6 protein-coding genes are annotated in these 19,998 nt (G+C 46.9%); 4 read left to right on the forward strand and 2 right to left on the reverse strand.

The features are described from left to right. The first annotated feature begins 23 nt into the window (after window positions 1-23). The 4 genes from QUB77_RS26065 to QUB77_RS26080 are packed head-to-tail and all read left to right on the forward strand — an operon-like array spanning window position 24 to window position 14,234. Window positions 24-3,605 (forward strand): WD40 domain-containing protein, encoded by a 3,582-nt coding sequence (locus tag QUB77_RS26065; RefSeq protein WP_333178740.1) that lies wholly within the window; start codon window positions 24-26, stop codon window positions 3,603-3,605. A 27-nt stretch (window positions 3,606-3,632) separates the two neighbouring features. Next, complete coding sequence (locus QUB77_RS26070; RefSeq protein WP_333178738.1) at window positions 3,633-7,109, forward strand: WD40 domain-containing protein; 3,477 nt, start codon at window positions 3,633-3,635, stop codon at window positions 7,107-7,109. Window positions 7,110-7,136: 27 nt separating this feature from the next. Continuing rightward, the gene (locus tag QUB77_RS26075; RefSeq protein ID WP_333178736.1) at window positions 7,137-10,676 is read left to right on the forward strand and encodes an AAA-like domain-containing protein; all 3,540 of its coding nucleotides are present in this window, start codon (window positions 7,137-7,139) and stop codon (window positions 10,674-10,676) included. A gap of 27 nt (window positions 10,677-10,703) precedes the next feature. Then, the gene (locus tag QUB77_RS26080) at window positions 10,704-14,234 is read left to right on the forward strand and encodes a WD40 domain-containing protein (RefSeq protein ID WP_333178733.1); all 3,531 of its coding nucleotides are present in this window, start codon (window positions 10,704-10,706) and stop codon (window positions 14,232-14,234) included. Window positions 14,235-14,499: 265 nt separating this feature from the next. Here QUB77_RS26080 and QUB77_RS26085 read toward each other — a convergent pair whose 3' ends face one another. Further along, window positions 14,500-17,745, reverse strand: a complete 3,246-nt coding sequence (locus tag QUB77_RS26085) for a DUF4347 domain-containing protein (RefSeq protein ID WP_333178730.1) — start codon at window positions 17,743-17,745, stop codon at window positions 14,500-14,502. A 903-nt stretch (window positions 17,746-18,648) separates the two neighbouring features. Next, on the reverse strand, window positions 18,649-19,998 hold a 1,350-nt coding region (locus tag QUB77_RS26090), incomplete at its 5' end, for a calcium-binding protein (protein WP_333296131.1).

Consider the following 19,998-nt stretch of genomic DNA (forward strand, 5'->3'; position numbering starts at 1 on the left):
CTTTAAACCCACCCATAAACCGCATGACCCAGGTAACATACCAAATTGGTGGCAGTCTTGCCAGTGATGCGCCTACATACGTCGAACGACAAGCAGATATCGAACTTTATGATGCCTTAAAACGAGGCGAGTTTTGCTACGTCCTCAACTCCCGACAAATGGGCAAATCTTCCCTTCTTGTTCGCACCTTCCATCGATTGCAAGCAGAAGGATTTCAATGCAGCACGATCGACATGACTCGCATCGGTAGCGAAAACATTACTCCCTTACAGTGGTACAAAGGAATCGTTGGCGATTTATGGCGTGGCTTCCATCTTTTAGGGCAATTTAACTTAAAAACCTGGTGGAAAGAACAAGAAGAAGTTTCTCTATTGCAAAGATTGAGTCAATTTATTGAAGAGATATTATTAGCTAGATTTCCAGAGGAGCGAATTATTATATTTGTCGATGAGATTGATAGTATTTTAAGTTTAGATTTTCCCGTCGATGATTTTTTTGCCTTGATTCGTTATTGTTACAACCAACGAGCCCTTAATCCAGAATACAACCGAATTACCTTCGCGATTTTCGGAGTAGCTACACCCAGCGATTTAATCGCCGATAAAAATCGGACACCTTTTAATATCGGCCAATCAGTAGATTTGCACGGGTTTTCCTGGGAAGAAGCCTCTCCTTTAAGTCAAGGGTTAAAGAGTGTATTTAGTAATGCCGAGGCAATTATCAAAGCAATATTAGCTTGGACTTATGGGCAACCATTTTTGAGCCAAAAGCTGTGTCAATTGATAGTAATAGCGGCGCGAGAATCTCACAGTGACGTGCTGACAATTCCACCGGGCACAGAGGGATTTTTTGTGGAATCAGTCGTGCGATCGCACATCATCCAGAATTGGGAATCTCAAGACGAACCAGAGCATTTAAAGACGATCCGCGATCGCATCCTGAGAAATGAGCAACGTGCTGGAAGACTACTAGGCATCTATCAAAAAATCTTACAAGGAGTAGAAGTCCCCACCGATGACTCGCGAGAACAGGTAGAACTATTGCTGTGTGGTTTGGTAGTAAAATACCAGGGGTTTTTACAGGTAAGAAACCCCATTTATCAAGAAGTATTTAACACAAAATGGGTAGAAAAAAATCTCGCTTCCTTGCGTCCCTACTCTCAAGCCTTTGATGCTTGGATAACTTCCAAGCAGACAGATAAATCCCGACTTTTGCGCGGACAAGCCTTGAAAAATGCTCAAGCTTGGGCTCAGGGTAAAAGTTTGAGTGACTTAGATTATCAGTTTTTAGGCGCTTCTGAAGAATTAGACCGAAGACAAATGCAGATAGGATTGGAAGCCGAACGGGCTAAAGAAATTCAAGCCCGACTAACAGAAGAACAAAAAAGGTTAGCGGTAGAGAAAAAAAGTTCAAGGCTGCAAAGATTTTTGCTTTTTGTAGTAACAATAGCATTAATTATCGCCTGTGCATTGGGGCTAGCGGTGTATTTTCAGTATCGGCAAACTGCTGTCAGCGAAATCAAAGCGATCGCCAAATCTTCCGAAGCACTATTCGCCTCAAATCAAAAATTAGACGCATTCATAGAGGCAATCAGAGGAAAGCGACAACTGCAAAAGTTAGGTGCTGTAGACCCAGAACTCGAACGCTCAGTTAAAGAAGCTCTCCATCAAGCTGTTTATGGAGCAGTAGACTATAACCACTTATCGGGGCATAACAATGTGGTTAATGATGTAACTTTCAGCCCTGATGGGCAACTCATTGCCTCAGCTTCTGCCGATAAAACCATCGATCTTTGGGAAAAAGACGGTACAAAACTAGGAAGGCTTCAAGGGCACAACAATGCAGTTTGGGGAGTCGTATTTAACCCCACAGGGGATCTGATTGCTTCTGGTTCTGGGGATAACACTGTTAAACTTTGGCGCAAAAATACTACAAATTCACCAAAGGTCAAGCCGAGTTATAGCTTGTGGCAGACTTTAAAAGGACATACCAATAATATTTCACAAGTCGCGATCGCTCCTAACAACCAGATTATTGCTTCCGCTTCTAAAGATAAAACAATTAAACTCTGGAGTACAGACGGCAAACTGCTGAGAACTCTCACCGGACATACAGATGAAGTTAACAGCGTCGCCTTTAGCCCGGACAGTCAAACTATTGCATCTGCTTCTAAAGATCAAACCATCAAACTCTGGAATGCAGACGGTAAACTGATCCGAACCCTCACCGGACATACGGATAGAGTTATGAATGTTGCCTATGCGCCAAGCGCAGGCTACGCCAACAGCCCTTCAGAATATCTCATTGCCTCGGCGAGTGCCGATAAAACGGTCAAACTTTGGCATGTTGATGGAACTTTAATTCAAACCCTAACTGGACACAGCGATGCCGTGACCAAAATCGCTTTTAACCCTCAAGGTGGTTTGCTTGCCTCGGCAAGTCTAGACAGAACAGTCAAACTGTGGCAGATTGACGGGACTCTGCTAAAAACCCTGCTAGTCGCCAAGGATGTCGTCTCTGGATTGGCTTGGAGTCCTGACGGGCAAATCTTTGCCTCATCGAGTTGGGATGGCCCGATCGCACTTTGGAAGCTTGATGATAGTTTGCTTAAGACTCTTAACGGACATCAAGCATCAATTTACACCATAAAATTTAGTCCTGATGGTAAGACAATTGCCAGCGCCAGTCGTGACAATACCGTTAAACTTTGGCGGCTTGATGGTAGCTTAGTTCGCACTTTTCCCAAACAAGCTGATAAAGTTTTCGGAGTAGATTTCAGCCCAAAAGGAGACACGATTGCTACAGGCGGTTATGACAGCACTGTTCGATTGTGGCGACTAGATGGAACCTTAATCAAGACTTTTACTGGACATCAAGGTAGAGTCTTCGCCGTTGATTTCCATCCAGATGGACAGTCACTCGCCTCGGCGGGTGAGGATAAAACGGTCAAAGTCTGGAGGATTGACGGCACCCAATTGGCAACTCTCACAGGGCATACCGATCACATTAATGGAGTTGCCTTTAGTCCAGATGGAAAGCTCATTGCCTCTGGTAGTGTGGACGGCACTGTCAAACTTTGGCAGTGGGATAATGCGATCGCATTTGGAAAGCCCAGCTACAAGCTTCTACACACTTTAACAAGCCATCGCCGTCAGGTGGCGGGAGTGGCATTTAGCCCTGATGGCAAGACTCTCGCTTCAGCAGGTATGGATAGCATGGTGAGACTTTGGCGGTTGGATGGTACAGAAATTAGAGCTTTAAAGGGACACAAAAATGGGGTATTCGGAGTGGCATTTAGCCCCGATGGCAAGACTCTCGCTTCAGCAAGTTTTGACGGTACTGTCAAACTTTGGAGGTACGATGGTCAAGAGCTTGAAACCTTAAAAGGACATAGCGATGGGGTATTCGGAGTGACATTTAGCCCTGATGGGAAGTTAGTCGCTTCAGCCAGTCAGGATACCACAGCAATTGTGTGGAATCTAGAGCGAATTTTCCAGCTCGATTTCCTCCAGTATGGATGCGATTGGGTCGGAAATTATTTGCGAACAAATGCTGATGTGAAGGAGGAAGATAGACATTTGTGCGAGGCCGTGGGCGATCGCTAAATTATCCAAAACAATTAAATATCAATTATGAAAGATTACTCTTACCAAATTGGTGGCAGTCTCACAACTGATGCGCCTACCTATGTCCAACGACAAGCAGATATCGAACTTTATCAAGCCTTAAAAGCTGGCGAGTTTTGCTACGTTCTCAATTCCCGGCAAATGGGCAAATCTTCCCTTCTCGTTCGCACCCTGCACCGACTGCAAGCCGAAGGGTTTCAGTGCAGTACGATCGACATGACCCGCATCGGCAGCGAAAACATTACTCCTTTACAGTGGTATAAAGGAATCGTTGGGGATTTGTGGCGCAGCTTTAAGTTATTAGGACAAGTTAATTTAAAAACTTGGTGGAAAGAACAAGAAGAAGTTTCTCTCTTGCAAAGATTGAGTCTGTTTATTGAAGAGATTTTATTGACCAGATTTGCGGAGGATCAAATTTTTATATTTGTCGATGAGATTGATAGTATTTTAAGTTTAGATTTTGCCGTAGATGATTTTTTCGCCTTGATTCGTTTCTGCTACAATCAACGAGCTATCAATCCCGAATACAACCGCATTACCTTCGCGATTTTCGGAGTAGCTACACCCAGCGATTTAATCGCCGATAAAAATCGCACACCTTTTAATATCGGAGTGGCGATTGATTTGTCAGGATTTAGCTTAGAAGAAGCGCAACCATTAGCGACAGGGCTAGAAAATGTCATAGTCAATCCGCAAGCAGTTCTCAAAGAAATCTTAGTTTGGACTGGAGGACAGCCATTTTTAACGCAAAAAATATGTGAATTAGTAGTAAAAATGGCGGGGTCAGCCCACAGCGGTGATTTAAAAATTCCACCGGGAACAGAGGGATTTTTTGTCGAATCGCTGGTGCGATCGCAAATCCTAAATAAATGGGAATCGCAGGACGAACCGGAGCATCTGAAAACGATACGCGATCGCCTCCTCCGTGACGAACAACGTGCCGGAAGATTGCTCAGCATTTACCAGCAAATATTACAAAATGTCGAAATACCAACCGATGACAGCCGAGAACAAATCGAACTATTGCTATCGGGTTTAGTGATAAAAAAGCAAGGGTATTTGCAGGTAAAAAACAAAATTTATCAAGAAGTATTTAATAGAGAATGGGTAGAGAAACAATTAGGGCAACTGCGTCCTTACTCCCAATCTTTCGATGCTTGGATCGCTGCCAAACAAACAGATGATTCGCGCCTTTTGAGGGGACAAGCCTTAAAAGATGCTCAAATCTGGATGCAGGGAAAAAGTTTGAGCGATTTAGACTATCAGTTTTTAGCAGCTAGCGCCGAACTCGACAAGCACGAAATGCAACTGACTTTAGAAGCAGAAAGGTTAAAAGAAGTAGAAAAAAATGCCAGACGGCAAAAGTGGTTTATTGCTGGACTTAGCACGGCATTAGCGCTCGCTCTCGGTTTAGGAACAGCAGCTTATTGGCAATATCGTCGAGCTACATTGAGTGAGGTAGAAGCGATCGCTACCTCCTCTGAAGCCTTATTTGTCTCGGGCCAAAGACTGGAGGCACTCATCCAAGCCATCAAAGCAAAACAAAAACTGCGGCAACTCGGTACTGCCGATACCGAAGTGAACAACTTAGTCGATCTCGCTCTGCAAAAAGCCGTGTACGGTGCGATCGAGTTCAACCGCCTATCCAACTTCAGCAAAGGGGTTCATGGCGTCGCCTTTAGCCCAGACGGTCAACTAATTGCAACAGCCAGCCTAGATGGTGCAGTCAAACTCTGGAAACCAGACGGGACTGAACTACAAACACTTTTAGGACACACCGATAGAGTTTGGGGAGTAGCCTTCAGCCCTGACAATTCCCTCCTCGCTTCCGCCAGTGCAGATGGTACAGTCAAACTTTGGCAATTGGATCGCAAGGCACGCACAAAGGCACTACTCCTACGAACCCTCAAGAATCATCAATGGGGGGCGATTGGCGTTGTATTTAGCCCGGATGGACAACTGATTGCCTCAGCGGGCCTCGATCGCAAAATTAACCTTTGGAAACGAGATGGGACACTACTAAAAACCTTCAAAGAGTCTCACGCCATCTATGCAATTGCCTTCAGTCCCGATGGTAAAGTCCTTGCTTCAGGAGGAAACGATAAAATTGTCACACTTCGGAACTTGGATGGCACGGTATTAAAAACCTTAACTGGACATCTGGCTCATATTGTTAGCATTGCCTTCAGTCCCGACAGACAAATCTTTGGCTCTTTTGATGGAGACGGCACGATTAAGTTGTGGCGATCGAATGGTACGCTGTTAGCCACTTTGAATGCAGATCCAGGAATCGGCTTCGACATCGCCTTTAGTCCAGATAGTAAAACCTTTGTCTCAGTCGGTCAAAATGCCACCGTTAAACTCTGGCGCAAGGACGGTACGCTGTTTGCAACTTTGATGGGACATGACGGTGAAAGCCGGGGAGTGACCTATAGCCCGGATGGTAAAATCATTGCTTCTGCTAATACAGATGGTACTGTCAAGCTGTGGCGACCCGAGGGAATGCCATTTTTAACGATCCTGCGCCAAGGCCCACAGGTGACGGGTCTAGCAGTCAGTCCTGTTAATAAAACGATCGTCACAGGCAACCGAAATGGCAGTCTCAACCTCTGGGATAACCGAGGAAACTTACTGAAAATTCTCAAGGGACACAGGGCTGAGGTCAGAGGTCTGGCCTTTAGTCCTGATGGTAATACAATTGTCTCGGCGAGCCAAGACAACACCATCAAACTCTGGAGTATTGATGGAACTTTGGTAAACACGTTGACGGGACACACTGAAAAAATTGAAAGTGTCGCCTTTAGTCCCGACGGAAAAACTATTGCTTCTGCCAGTTGGGATGGAACGCTCAAACTCTGGAACCGACAGGGAAACCTACTCAAAACTATTGCTGGATGCGAGCTAACAAGGCGCTTCGCGTTCAGCCCAGACGGTCGGATGATGGCTTCAGGATGTATTGATGGCAATGCAGTGAAAGTTTGGAACTCCTCCGGGCAGTTGTTAACCACGCTGAAGGGACACACAGGAGCAGTTCTTGGTGTGGACTTTAGCCCGAATGACAAAACGATCGCTTCCGCTTCAACGGATAACACCGTCAAACTCTGGAAGAGTGATGGCACATTAATAAAAACCCTAACAGCGCATACTTCGACAGTTTGGGATGTGAAATTTAGCCCAAACGGTCAGATAATTGCCTCATCTTCTGGCGATCGCACTGTGAAACTCTGGAAACTCGACGGTACATTGCTAATCACCCTCAACGGGCATACTGCTACGGTCGAACACATCGCATTTAGCTCAGATGGTAACACCCTTGCCTCGGCTAGTAACGACGGAACTGTTATCCTGTGGAATTTAGATAAAGTTTTGCAGCCCAATAGCCTTCTTAAGTATGGATGCGATTGGGTCGGAAATTATTTGCGAACAAATGCCGATGTCAAGGAGGAAGATAGACATTTGTGCGATCGAGTGGGCGATCGCTAAATTATCCGAAACCATGAACTATCAATTATGAAAGATTACTCTTACCAAATTGGTGGCAGTCTCACAACTGATGCGCCTACCTATGTCGAACGGCAAGCAGATATCGAACTTTATGATGCCTTAAAACGAGGCGAGTTTTGCTACGTTCTCAACTCCCGGCAAATGGGCAAATCTTCCCTTCTCGTTCGCACCTTCCATCGATTGCAAGCCGAAGGGTTTCAGTGCAGTACCATTGACATGACCCGCATCGGTAGCGAAAACATTACTCCCTTACAGTGGTACAAAGGAATCGTTGGCGATTTGTGGCGCAGTTTCCATCTTGTAGGAAAAGTCAATTTAAAAACCTGGTGGCAAGAACAAGAAGAAGTTTCTCTCCTGCAAAGATTGAGTCAATTTATTGAAGAGATATTATTAGAGAAATTTGCGGAGGAGCGAATTATTATATTTGTCGATGAGATTGATAGCATTTTAAGTTTAGATTTTCCCGTCGATGATTTTTTTGCCTTGATTCGTTATTGTTACAACCAACGCGCCATTAATCCAGAATACAATCGAATTACCTTCGCCCTTTTCGGAGTAGCTACACCCAGCGATTTAATCGCAGATAAAAATCGGACACCTTTTAATATAGGACAAGCGATCGATTTGTCAGGATTTAGCTTAGAAGAAGCGCAACCATTAGCGAAAGGGTTAGAAAAGCTCATAGCCAATCCGCAGGCAGTTCTCAAAGAAATCTTATATTGGACGGGAGGACAGCCATTTTTAACGCAAAAAATATGTGAATTAGTGGTAAAAATGGCGCGGTCAGCCCACAGGGGTGATTTAAAAATACCACCGGGAACAGAAGGATTTTTTGTGGAAGCCTTGGTGAGAAAAAATATTATCAATAAATGGGAATCGCAAGATGAACCCGAGCATTTAAAGACCATCCGCGATCGCCTCGTTCGCAACGAGCAACGCACGGGACGTAGCTTAGGCATCTATCAGCAGCTCTTACAAGGGAGTGAAATTGGAGCGGATGATAGTCGAGAGCAGATCGAACTGCTGCTATCGGGTTTGGTAGTAAAACAACAAGGTTTGTTGAAGGTAAGAAACCCAATTTATCAAGAAGTCTTTAACCTGGAATGGGTAGAAAAACAGTTAGGGCAACTGCGCCCTTACTCCCAAGCTTTCAATGCTTGGATCGCTTCAAAACAACAGGATGAATCGCGACTGTTGCGCGGACAAGCGCTAAAAGACGCTTCCTACTGGGCGCAGGGAAAAAGTTTGAGCGATTTGGACTATCACTTTTTAGCCGCTTCTGGTGAATTAGACAGGCTGGAAGTTCAGCAAACGCTGGAAGCAGCGAGGGTCAGAGAAGTTGAAGCCCGACTGGCAGAAGAACGCAAGCGGTTAGTTTTAGAGCGAGAGACAGCGAAGCGACAGCGGAGGTTTATTGGAGCGCTGAGTGGAGCACTGATAATTGCGATCGCATCCGCCATACTCGCCCTCTGGCAATATCATCAGGCCGCCACCAGCGAAATTCAAGCCCTCACCTCCTCATCCTCCGGGCAATTCGCCTCCCAACAACGATTAGAAGCCCTACGGAGCGCCATCACAGCAAGGCGCAGACTCGACAATCTTGCTAATTCCAGCCCCCACTTGCAATCTCAAGTTCGGCAAGTGCTGCAACAAGCCATCTATGGAACGGCAGAATTCAATCGCCTGTCGGGGCATCTCAGCCCAGTTCTGGCAGTTGATGCTAGTCCAGACGGTCAACTCATCGCCACCGGCAGCAGCGACCGAACAGTCAAGCTTTGGCAGCCTGATGGCACCCTGCGCCAAACCCTCCAGCACAAGGGTACCGTGTTCGCTCTCCGTTTTAGTCCCGACAACCAGCGCCTAGTGACATCCAGCTTGGACGGCAACATTTATCTGTGGAGTCGGAAAGGTAAGCTTCTCAAAACCTTTCAGGGACACAGGGCAGTGATTTGGGCGATCGCCGTCAGTCCAGATGGCCAACGCATCGCCTCCGCCAGTGAAGACAGAACCATTCGCCTGTGGAGTGTTGATGGCAAACTGATTGAGACTCTGAGAGGACATCAAGATGGGGTTTGGGGTGTTGCCTTTAGTCCAGATGGAAATTTGCTCGCCTCTGGCAGCTTAGATGGTACGGTCAAGGTTTGGACTTTAGATGGCAGACTGGTGCGAACCCTGGAAGAGCAAAGTGCCGTCGTTGTGGATGTTGAGTTTGCCTTACTTGCCGACAAGAGCGGAACAAAACGTCCTATCATCGTCTCTACCAGCGCTGACACTGTTAAACTTTGGCAACCCGACGGAACGCTGCTCAGAACTCTCAGCGGCCATAGTGGGGATGTGTTTGAAGTCGCTGTCAGCAACGCAGGAGATATGATTGCTTCTGCTAGCGCCGACCAAACCGTTCGCCTTTGGAAGCCAGACGGGACGCTGTTGAAAGTCCTCAAAGGGCATCAATCTGGAATTCGCGGCGTGACCTTTATTCCCCACAGTCAACTCCTAGTTTCCGCCAGCGATGACAATACCGCTCGAGTCTGGAATCCGACAAATCCCTTCTCGAAAGTCCTGCACGGGCATCGCGGCACGATTTTGGATGTGGATTTCAACGCCGAAGGTCAGATGCTCGCTTCAGCTAGTGCAGATCGCAGCTTCAAAGTGTGGGCACAAGACGGTACGTTGCTAAAGTCGTTTGACGGATACAAAGCTGCCGTTTACTCCGTTGCTTTCCTCTCTCGTGCCAGCTTTGCCAAAGAAGCGATCGCGCCTATCCTTGCTGCCACCAGTACAGATAAAACTATTAAATTCTGGCAGTTCGATGGGACGTTACTGAAAACCATAACAGGGCATGGGGCGGGAGTTTGGGACATCTCCGCAAGTCCAGATGGTCAGCTACTGGCTTCTGGCAGCGACGATAAAACAGTAAAACTGTGGAACGAGGACGGTACTTTACTGAGAACGTTCCAAGGGCATCAAGCTAGGGTTTACGATGTGGACTTTACCCCCGACGGAAAGAGGCTCGTTTCCGTCAGTGCAGATGGTACAGTTCGGTTGTGGAATGTGGACGGTCGCTTTTCCAAGACTTTGAAAGGTCATGGCAGTGGGGTTTGGGAAGTGGCTATCAGTCCAGATGGTCGCACTTTGGCAACTGCCAGCATGGATGACACGATTAAACTCTGGACGATCGATGGCACGTTGCTCAAAACCATCAAGGGAAATACTAGAGGCATGATGGCTGTTGATTTCAGTCCTGACGGTCAAATACTGGTGGCGGGAGGCTCAACTGGCGCACTCAAACTCTGGAAAACCGACGGGACAGAAATAACGACGCTAACTGGACATGAAGGGAACGTTTGGGGAGTTGCGTTTAGTCCCGATGGCAAACAGATTGCTTCTGTTGGGGACGATCGCACAATCATTCTGTGGGATGTGGAGCGGATTCTCAAACTCGATGAACTGGCTTATGCTTGCGATCGCGTGCGAGATTATTTGCGAACAAATGCTGATGTGAAAGAGGAAGATAGACATTTGTGCGATGCCGTGGGCGATCGTTAAATTATCCGAAACCATGAACTATCAATTATGAAAAATTACTCTTACCAAATTGGTGGTAGTCTCACAAATGATGCGCCTACATACGTCCAACGACAAGCAGATATCGAACTTTATCAAGCCTTAAAAGCTGGCGAGTTTTGCTACGTTCTCAATTCCCGGCAAATGGGCAAATCTTCCCTTCTCGTTCGCACCCTGCACCGACTGCAAGCCGAAGGGTTTCAATGTAGCGCGATCGACATGACCCGCATCGGCAGCGAAAACATTACTCCTTTACAATGGTACAAAGGAATCGTTGGTGATTTGTGGCGCAGCTTTAATTTATTAGGAAAACTTAATTTTAAAACTTGGTGGAAAGAACAAGAAGAAGTTTCTCTCCTGCAAAGATTGAGTCTGTTTATTGAAGATATTTTATTAACCGGATTTGCGAAAAATCGAATTATTATATTTGTGGATGAGATTGATAGTATTTTAAGTTTAGATTTTCCGGTAGATGATTTTTTCGCCTTGATTCGTTTCTGCTACAATCAACGAGCTATCAATCCCGAATATAGCCGCATTACTTTCGCAATTTTCGGAGTAGCTACACCCAGCGATTTAATCGCCGATAAAAATCGGACACCTTTTAATATCGGAGTGGCGATCGATTTGTCAGGATTTAGTTTAGCAGAAGCACAGCCCCTAGCCCCAGGATTAGAAAATGTAGTCAATAATCCGCAAGCAATTCTCAAAGAAATCTTAACTCGGACAGAAGGGCAACCATTCTTAACTCAAAAAATCTGCGATTTGCTAGTAAAAACGGTAGGAGAATCTCGTAACGGCCATTTAAAAATACCACCTGGAACAGAGGAATTTTTTGTGGAATCGATAGTGCGATCGCACATCATCGACAACTGGGAATCCCAAGACGAACCGGAGCATTTGAAAACCATCCGCGATCGCATTCTTCGCAACGAACAACGCGCCGGAAGATTGCTCGGAATTTACCAGCAAATATTACAAGGTGTAGAAGTACCTACAGACGACTGTGGAGAGCAAATTGAACTATTGCTATCGGGATTAGTTATCAAACAGCAAGGTTGTTTACAGGTAAAAAACCGCATTTATCGAGAAGTATTTAATCTCGACTGGGTAGAAAAGCAATTAGGGAAACTGCGCCCCTACTCCCAAGTATTTGATGCTTGGTTGGCATCAAAACAAACAGATTATTCGCGACTGTTGCGAGGACAAGCTTTAAAAGATGCCCAAACTTGGGCGCAGGGAAAAAGCTTGAGTGACTTGGATTATCAGTATATCGCAGCCAGTCAAGAACTCGATAGCAAAGAATTCCAACTGATTCTAGAGGCAGAACGAACTAAAGAAGTAGAAGCGCGATTAAAAGAAGAACAAAGACGATTAATTCAAGAAAAAGAAGCTGCAAAACGCCAAAAAATATTGCTGTTTGCAGTCAGCGCAGCATTTATTCTTGCCTGCGGATTAGGAGTAATAACTTATTTTCAGTATCGGCGTGTAACAGAAAGCGAACGTCAAGCCAGAATTAGTGAAATTCGAGCGCTAGTATCCTCTTCTGAGGGATTGTTTGCCTCAAACCAAAGATTAGACGCCCTGATAGAAGCCATCAAAGCTAAACGAAAATTACAAAGATTAGGATTGGCAGATGCCAGCATCGATCGCACACTTGGAAATGCACTCAGGCAAGCTGTTTATCAAGCAGATGAATACAACCGTTTTTTCGGGCATCAAGCGGCTGTGATGACAGTCGATATCAGTCCTGACAGCAAGCTAATTGCCTCGGCAAGCGTAGATAAAACCGTTAAACTTTGGCGGCGAGATGGAACGGAAATTGCCACCCTCAAAGGTCATCAAGCACTCGTTCGCAGAGTCAAATTTAGCCCCAACGGTCAGCTAATTGCTTCTGGAGGTGACGATAATAGCGTAAAAATCTGGAAGTTAGACGGCACTTTGCTGAAAACTCTTCCGGGCCACAGTCTTGCCGTGTGGGGAGTTGCTTTTAGTCCTGACGGTCAAATAATTGCCTCTGCAAGTCAGGATAACACTGTGAAACTCTGGAAGTTAGACGGTACTTTATTAAAAACTTTCCCAGCTCGTACTGGTGGTACCCCAACTTCAGTGGCATTTAGTCCCGATGGCAAAATAATTGCATCAACAAGTGGAGACAAAACCATAAAACTTTGGAATCTTGACGGTACTTTGCTGAGGACGCTTGTAGGTCATACTGCTGTCGTATCTTCGGTGGCGTTTAGTCCCGATGGCAAAATAATTGCATCAACAAGTGGAGACAAAACCATAAAACTTTGGAAGCTTGATGGTACTTTGCTCAGGACGCTTGTAGGTCATACTGCTGTCGTATCTTCAGTGGCGTTTAGTCCCGACGGCCAAAAAATCGTCTCGGCTAGTCGGGATAAAACTATCAAAATTTGGCATATTGACGGCCCAGAACTGACTACCTTCAGCGGTCACAGCGCGTCGATTTGGGATGTAGCTTGGAGTCGCGACGGCAGCTATATTGCTTCGGCGGGTGCAGAAAACACCGTCAGATTGTGGGAAAGTCAAAATCCCTTACAGACAACTATTACTGCCCATAAAGGTGCAATTTGGGGAATCGATATCAGTGCTGATAGTTCTACGATCACTACTTGTAGCGAGGACGGTACAGTTAAACTTTGGAGTCGGGAAGGCAAATGTTTGGCGACTTTCACTGGAAAGAACTTCGTACTCTATGGTGTTGGTGTTGCTAACAGTGCGGATGGCAAGTTAATTGCTGCTACCAGAAACGATAATAAGGTGAATATTTGGGATCGAAATGGGGAAGCGATCGCAACTTTAACAGGTCATCAAGCTACCGTCTTTACAGTCGCTTTCAGTCCAGACGCTCAAATTATTGCTACGGGAAGTCTAGATAAGACAATTAAGCTTTGGCGGCGCGACGGTACATTATTGCATACCATGACCGGACATCACGCTCCTGTTTGGCAGGTAGCATTTAGTCCCGACGGTCAGTTAGTTGCCTCCGCCGGGGGAGACGGTACTGTAAAGTTGTGGAAGCTTGACGGTAGTTTGGTGAGAACTTTCCGAGGTCACACTGCGGCAGTTTGGAGACTTGCTTTTAACCGTCAAGGTAATATCATCGCTTCTAGCAGTGGAGACAAAACCGTTAAGCTTTGGACAATTGACGGTAAATTACTCAGAACGCTTTCAGGTCACACAGCAGCAGTGTGGGGAGTGGCGTTTAGTCCCGACGGTCAAATTATCGCTTCTGGCGGCGTAGACAACACGGTGAAGTTATGGAAGCTAGACGGTACGGAACTGACGACGCTTAGGGGTCACACTGCGGCAATTAGGGGAGTGGCGTACAGTTCTGATGGAAAGTTTGTCGCTTCCGTCGGTGACGATAACACCCTGATTCTGTGGAATGTACCGCGAATTCTCAACCTGGATTTATTAGGTTATGCGTGCGATCGCGTGCGAGATTACCTGCGGACGAATGCCGAAGTGAAGGAGGAGGATAGACATTTGTGCGATCGTATTAAAACCGAATAATATCAAGTCCGCTTGATTAGGAATAATAGATTAATATGTGTGGCTAGAGCATCAGCAGATTAGAGAATATTTATCATGCTTGGCTACTTTTTATTGAAATATAGTATAATAACAAACCCGGCTTAACTACTCCCTTTATCTCTCAGTCGGCAGAGGCGGACTTCGTTTTTGTAGGGGCAATCCCCCCGTGGTTTCCCTGGTTTCAACCGCCGAAGGATACGCAGCACGAGCGAGGGTATAGACAAACCGGATTTAATTATAATAACTACAGAGTAATGAAATCGCTAGCGGCGAGAATACCGGGGGTAATATTGTTAAGCTTCGCCAACAATTGATTGGTATTCGTCACAGTAATCAAAGTTTGATTGTTGCTGGAAGTAATACTGAGTTGATTGAAACTCAAACCCGGATTCAACCCAATTAAATCCTCTCCCTTGCGAAAATCATTAATGATGTCGCTACCCATGCTTTGACTGAGGACAAATACATCATTTCCCGAACCACCAGTCAATGTATCGTCCCCAAGCTCCCCGGAAAGGAAATCGGAACCGCTGCCACCGCTGAGAAGATCGTTACCTTTGCCGCCGTAGATGGTATCGTTACCGATGTCGCCGCAAAGCACATCGTTTTCATTGCCACCAAACAGCAAGTCGTTGCCCTCACCGCCATCGAGACTGCCGTTTTCTTGGCCTCCGTAAAGCGTGTCATTTCCCTCCTCGCCAAAAATCAGGTCTGCACCTTCATTGCCAAAGGCAATATCGTTGCCGTTTCCGGCATTAATTGTGTCATTTCCTAAGTTGCCTAAAATGTAGTCGTCCCCCTCTTCACCCAGCAAGATATCGTCATCTTTGCCACCGAAAATGCTGTCGTTACCAACGCCGCCGGCAACTGTATCATTGCCTAAATCTCCCCTCAACAAGTCGTCGCCATCACCACCAACAACAGTGTCATTATCCTTGCCAGCGTAGATGGTATCGTTGCCAGCGCTGCCAGAGATGAAATCGCTGCCTTCATTGCCGAAGATTGAGTCGTTATCTGCTGCGCCGTCAATGTTGTCATTGCCGGCCATGCCGTAGAGAGTATCGTTGCCGGCTTGTCCGTTAATTGAGTCGTTGATGCCACCGCCCATTATGAAATCGGTAGTGTCGCCGCCGTTGATAGTTTGTTGGACGGGGTTGGGGGTGATGGTGGCAGGATCTAGTTGCGGGGCGTTGAGGCTATCGAGTAGGCAATCATCTACCGCCGGAGTTGGGGTGGGCGTGGGTGTCGGTTCGGGTGTAGGCGTGGGTGTCGGTTCGGGTGTAGGCGTCGGAGTGGGAGTGGGAGTGGGCGTGGGAGTGGGAGTGGGCGTGGGAGTGGGAGTGGGCGTGGGAGTGGGAGTGGGAGTTGGAGTCGGCGTCGGAGTTGGAGTCGGCGTGACTGTAGGGTTAAATTCATAAGCGCCAATATCAACGATCGCACTTCCGTTATTATCACCATCTTGAGGGCGACTCACACCGCGCTGATCAGCAGCCGGCGCCCCCGCACCAGTACCAGTATCAATTGCCGGACTTCCTACTAGCAGTGGCAACACAAAAGCGCCGTTAATATTTTCCAAAGGGCCGAGTAAGGGGTCTGCGATCCTCACATTTGCCGTAACATTACTATCATTAGGATCTCCGGTCGTCAGTTTAGCGGGAAATTGAAGATTGTTTCCCCCATCGATGAGCTCCCGTCCAGTGTGCTGCCTAGTTTTAAAAGAATTACTTGCCGTATTCCTATCAAAAATCGAATTCTTGACAGTAATTGGCGATTTTACCGGATCGTTAAAAGTAGCAATACCTCCCGAAAATTCAGCGGTATTCTTAGCAAAAGTCGAATTGACGATGTTAGTCGAAAAGGAATCTCTGTTAGCGACAACCATTCCTCCGCCCTGCTTAGCAGCGCTGTTGCCGGAAAATGTACTGTTGACAATGCTGATATTTCCATTCTCTCCTGACCACAAACCGCCCCCATTATCTTCAGCTTGGTTATTCGCAAAAGTAGAGTTTGTTACCGTAAGATCCGTATTTCCGTGACGGATTGCGCCTCCAGAACCTCCAACTCCTGCTAAATCCTTAACAGCTTTATTGTTAATAAAAGTGCTATTTTCCAAAACAATCTTATCTTGAAAATAGCCAAATAAAAATCCCGCTCCTCCTTCTCTGGCTCCGATATTGCCATCAAAAACGCTGTTGCGGATAGCAATAGTTCCGGCAACTGGGCCGGGGGTTGCATTCGGCCCGGAAGCATTAGCGCCATCGACGTAAACTGCCCCGCCAACGCCTTTCTCTGTGCGGTTGCCGGTGAATTTAGAGTTTTCGATCGTCATGCTGCCCAACAGGTTATTAACAGCTCCGCCGTAGCTGCCTTTGTTGTTGGTAAATTCGCTATCTCTGATAGTCAGAACACCGCCGCTTTTAGTGGCGATCGCACCGCCACCGCGTTCGGTATTATCCGCTAGCGAACCGTCATTGCCGCTAAACTTGCTGTTAATTACAGTCGTCGTGCTGCGGAAACCCGTGTAAATGCCGCCACCAAAACCGGCAACATTATTATTGACTTGGCTATTTTCTAAAGTTAAAGTGCTGCCACCTCCTGTTTGAATGCCACCACCGGCGCTAGTTGTCTCATTATTCGGATCTGTTCCAGAAACTTTGCCGTTGGCAATAATCAGGTTTTTGAGAGTAACATTTGTTGCACTTTCTGTGCGGATTACCCGCGAAGTATTGTTGCCGCTGATGGTTAAATTGGCTGCACCAACTGCATCAATTGTCAAGTTTTTGTTTATAACAAGTTGACCGGAAGTGAGAGTAATTGTTTTGCTGGCAAGACTCGATTCAAATTGAATGGTATCGTCGGCTGCTGCGGAGGCGATCGCATTTCTCAAGGAACCGGGCCCGCTATCATTAGTGTTAGTAACGGTAATAGTCTTTAAAGTTCCTTGATAATCAACCATTGCTTCTGGAGTCAAGGCTAGCGGTGCTTCAATATCACCCTTGGCAAACTCCAAATTCCAGTTACCACCGCGGCCAGTGCGGTCGCTAGATGCCGCAATATCAGCCCCAGTTAACTCGCCCAGGCGATCGACAAAATCGCTTCCCGAACCCGCCGCCACATCGCAACCGTAAAGCACAAGATCCGCCTTGTCGCTTAGGGCATTTCGCCACCCTTGCAACTGGCTTTCATATTGCGGCAAATTATCCGAAGTCAGCGTTGCAGAACCTAGCTGCAAACTGCCAGAATTGCCGTGAGAAAAAATGTGAACTTGGTCTACAGTTTCCCCAGCAGCAGAAATTGTTTGCAGTTTCGCAGTAATTTGCTCGACTCCGTTACCATTTTTATCTAAAATGATTATTTCTGCACCGGCAAGCACGCCATCCGCGAGAGTTTGATAGTCATCTAACTGGGAATCTATGAAGACAATAGATTTAGAAACAGCTTTGCGGAGAACAGATTGTGAATCCATGTTGGTGGCAAAAGTTGAACTCATTTCGCATACCCATGAGAATGTTTACTATTTGCTGGTAGATTCACCTTGAAAGCAGAAGGCTAGAGATGCAGAAGGCAGTAGGCAGGATTAAAACCTCGGCGATCCATCGGGAAGATTAAAATTTAGGGAAAACTTTAATTTTCTCCCTAAGTGAAATCCGAGACTTGTCTCCCTAATCAGTTTAAGCTGGGTGAAAATTGCGATTTTTTTAGCAATTAACGGCAGAGGAGGTAATGTAAATAGTCCGGCACGGACACCTCTCTATGTAGATTGGCCATGCATACCCTTAGCGAGCTAATTAGTGCATCAAACCATTTGGTAGCCTGGGTCAGGGGAAATTCTAAAAAACTTTTCTGGAGTTCCAAATTGCTGACTATTGCTCTAGCTAGTACCTGATACGTTCACATTAGAGAAAACCAGGAAAATTCTTTAAAAACTTGATTAATTTAAGTTCTTTTTCTAGCTGCTAAAACCTCCCACAAATTGGGAATTTAGTTGTTGATAAAGCTTGCTTTATTCGGGCGCTGCTTATCCCTAGCCAGCTCAGGAGTGCAATAGACGGATGTACCTCATTCTAGGTGTGGGCGATCGGCAATAAACAAGATTTATTACCGATCGCAGTTGATAAAGAATCAGATCGATCCTATTCGTTGGCGTAGCCCCCCTAGGGGCGGGCTGCTAACGTCATCCACCAAATTTCTGGAGTTTGAGAGCTTTCTTCACCACTTCTAAGCGGGCTGGGTGCTTATAGCGAACCCTACCCCAGGCAGTTAGATTGGGAGCATCTCAATGAAAGCAGCCAAGCCCAAAATTGGAGTTAGGAGTCAGGAGTCAGGAGCCAGGAGAAAAGAGGAAGAAGGAAGGAGCCAGAAGAAGTGTTTTTACAAATATGAGATGCTCCCGTTAGATTGTTACCTGAGTGAAATCGCTAGCGGTGAGAATACCGGGGGTAATATTGTTAAACTTCGCCAACAATTGATTGGTATCCGTCACAGTAATCAAAGTTTGATTGTTGCTGGAAGTAATACTGAGTTGATTAAAACTCAAACCAGAATTCAACCCAATTAAATCCTCTCCCTTGCGGAAATCATTAATGATGTCGCTACCCAAACTTTGATTGAGGAAAAACACATCATTTCCCGAACCTCCAGTCAATGTATCGTCCCCAACATCCCCGGAAAGGAAATCGTCCCCAGCACCACCGCTGAGAATATCATTACCTTTGCCGCCGTAGATGGTATCGTTACCGATGTCGCCACAGAGCACATCGTTGTCATTGCCACCGAAGAGTAAGTCATTGCCCTCACCGCCATCGAGACTGTCGTTTTCTTTGCCACCGTAAAGCGTGTCATTTCCCTCCTCGCCAAAAATCAGGTCTGCACCTTCATTGCCAAAGGCAATATCGTTGCCGTTTCCGGCATTAATTGTGTCATTTCCTAAGTTGCCTAAAATGTAGTCGTCCCCATCTTCACCCAGCAAGATATCGTCATCTTTGCCACCGAAAATGCTGTCGTTGCCAACGCCGCCGGCAACTGTATCATTGCCTAAATCTCCCCTCAACAAGTCGTCGCCATCACCACCAACAACAGTGTCATTATCCTTGCCAGCGTAGATGGTATCGTTGCCAGCGTCGCCAGAGATGACATCGCTGCCTCCATTGCCGAAGATTGAGTCGTTATCTGCACCGCCGTCAATGTTGTCATTGCCACCCATACCGTAAAGAATATCGTTGCCGACAAGTCCGTTAATCGACTCGTTGATGCCACCGCCCATGATGAAATCGGCATCGTTGCCGCCGTTGATAGTTTCTTGGACGGGGTTGGGGGTGATGGTGGCAGAGTCGAGTTGCGGGGCGTTGAGGCTATCGAGCGGGTCAGCATCCGAGGCCGGAGTTGGAGTCGGAGTCGGTTCCGGTATCGGCGGTGTCGGAGTCGGTTCCGGTATCGGCGGTGTCGGAGTCGGTTCCGGTGTGGGTGTCGGAGTCGGTTCCGGTGTGGGAGTCGGAGTCGGTTCCGGTGTGGGTGTCGGAGTCGGTTCCGGTGTGGGTGTCGGAGTCTCAGTAGGAATCGGCGCGGGAGTAGGAGTTGGCGCCGGTGCGGGTGTCGGAGTTGGCGCCGGTGCGGGTGTCGGAGTTGGCGCCGGTGCGGGTGTCGGAGTTGGCGCCGGTGCGGGTGTCGGAGTTGGCGCCGGTGCGGGTGTCGGAGTTGGCGCCGGTGCGGGTGTCGGAGTTGGCGCCGGTGCGGGTGTCGGAGT

The sequence above is a fragment of the Microcoleus sp. AT9b-C3 genome (assembly GCF_036705485.1).
In the GTDB taxonomy this organism is placed as follows: domain Bacteria; phylum Cyanobacteriota; class Cyanobacteriia; order Cyanobacteriales; family Microcoleaceae; genus Microcoleus.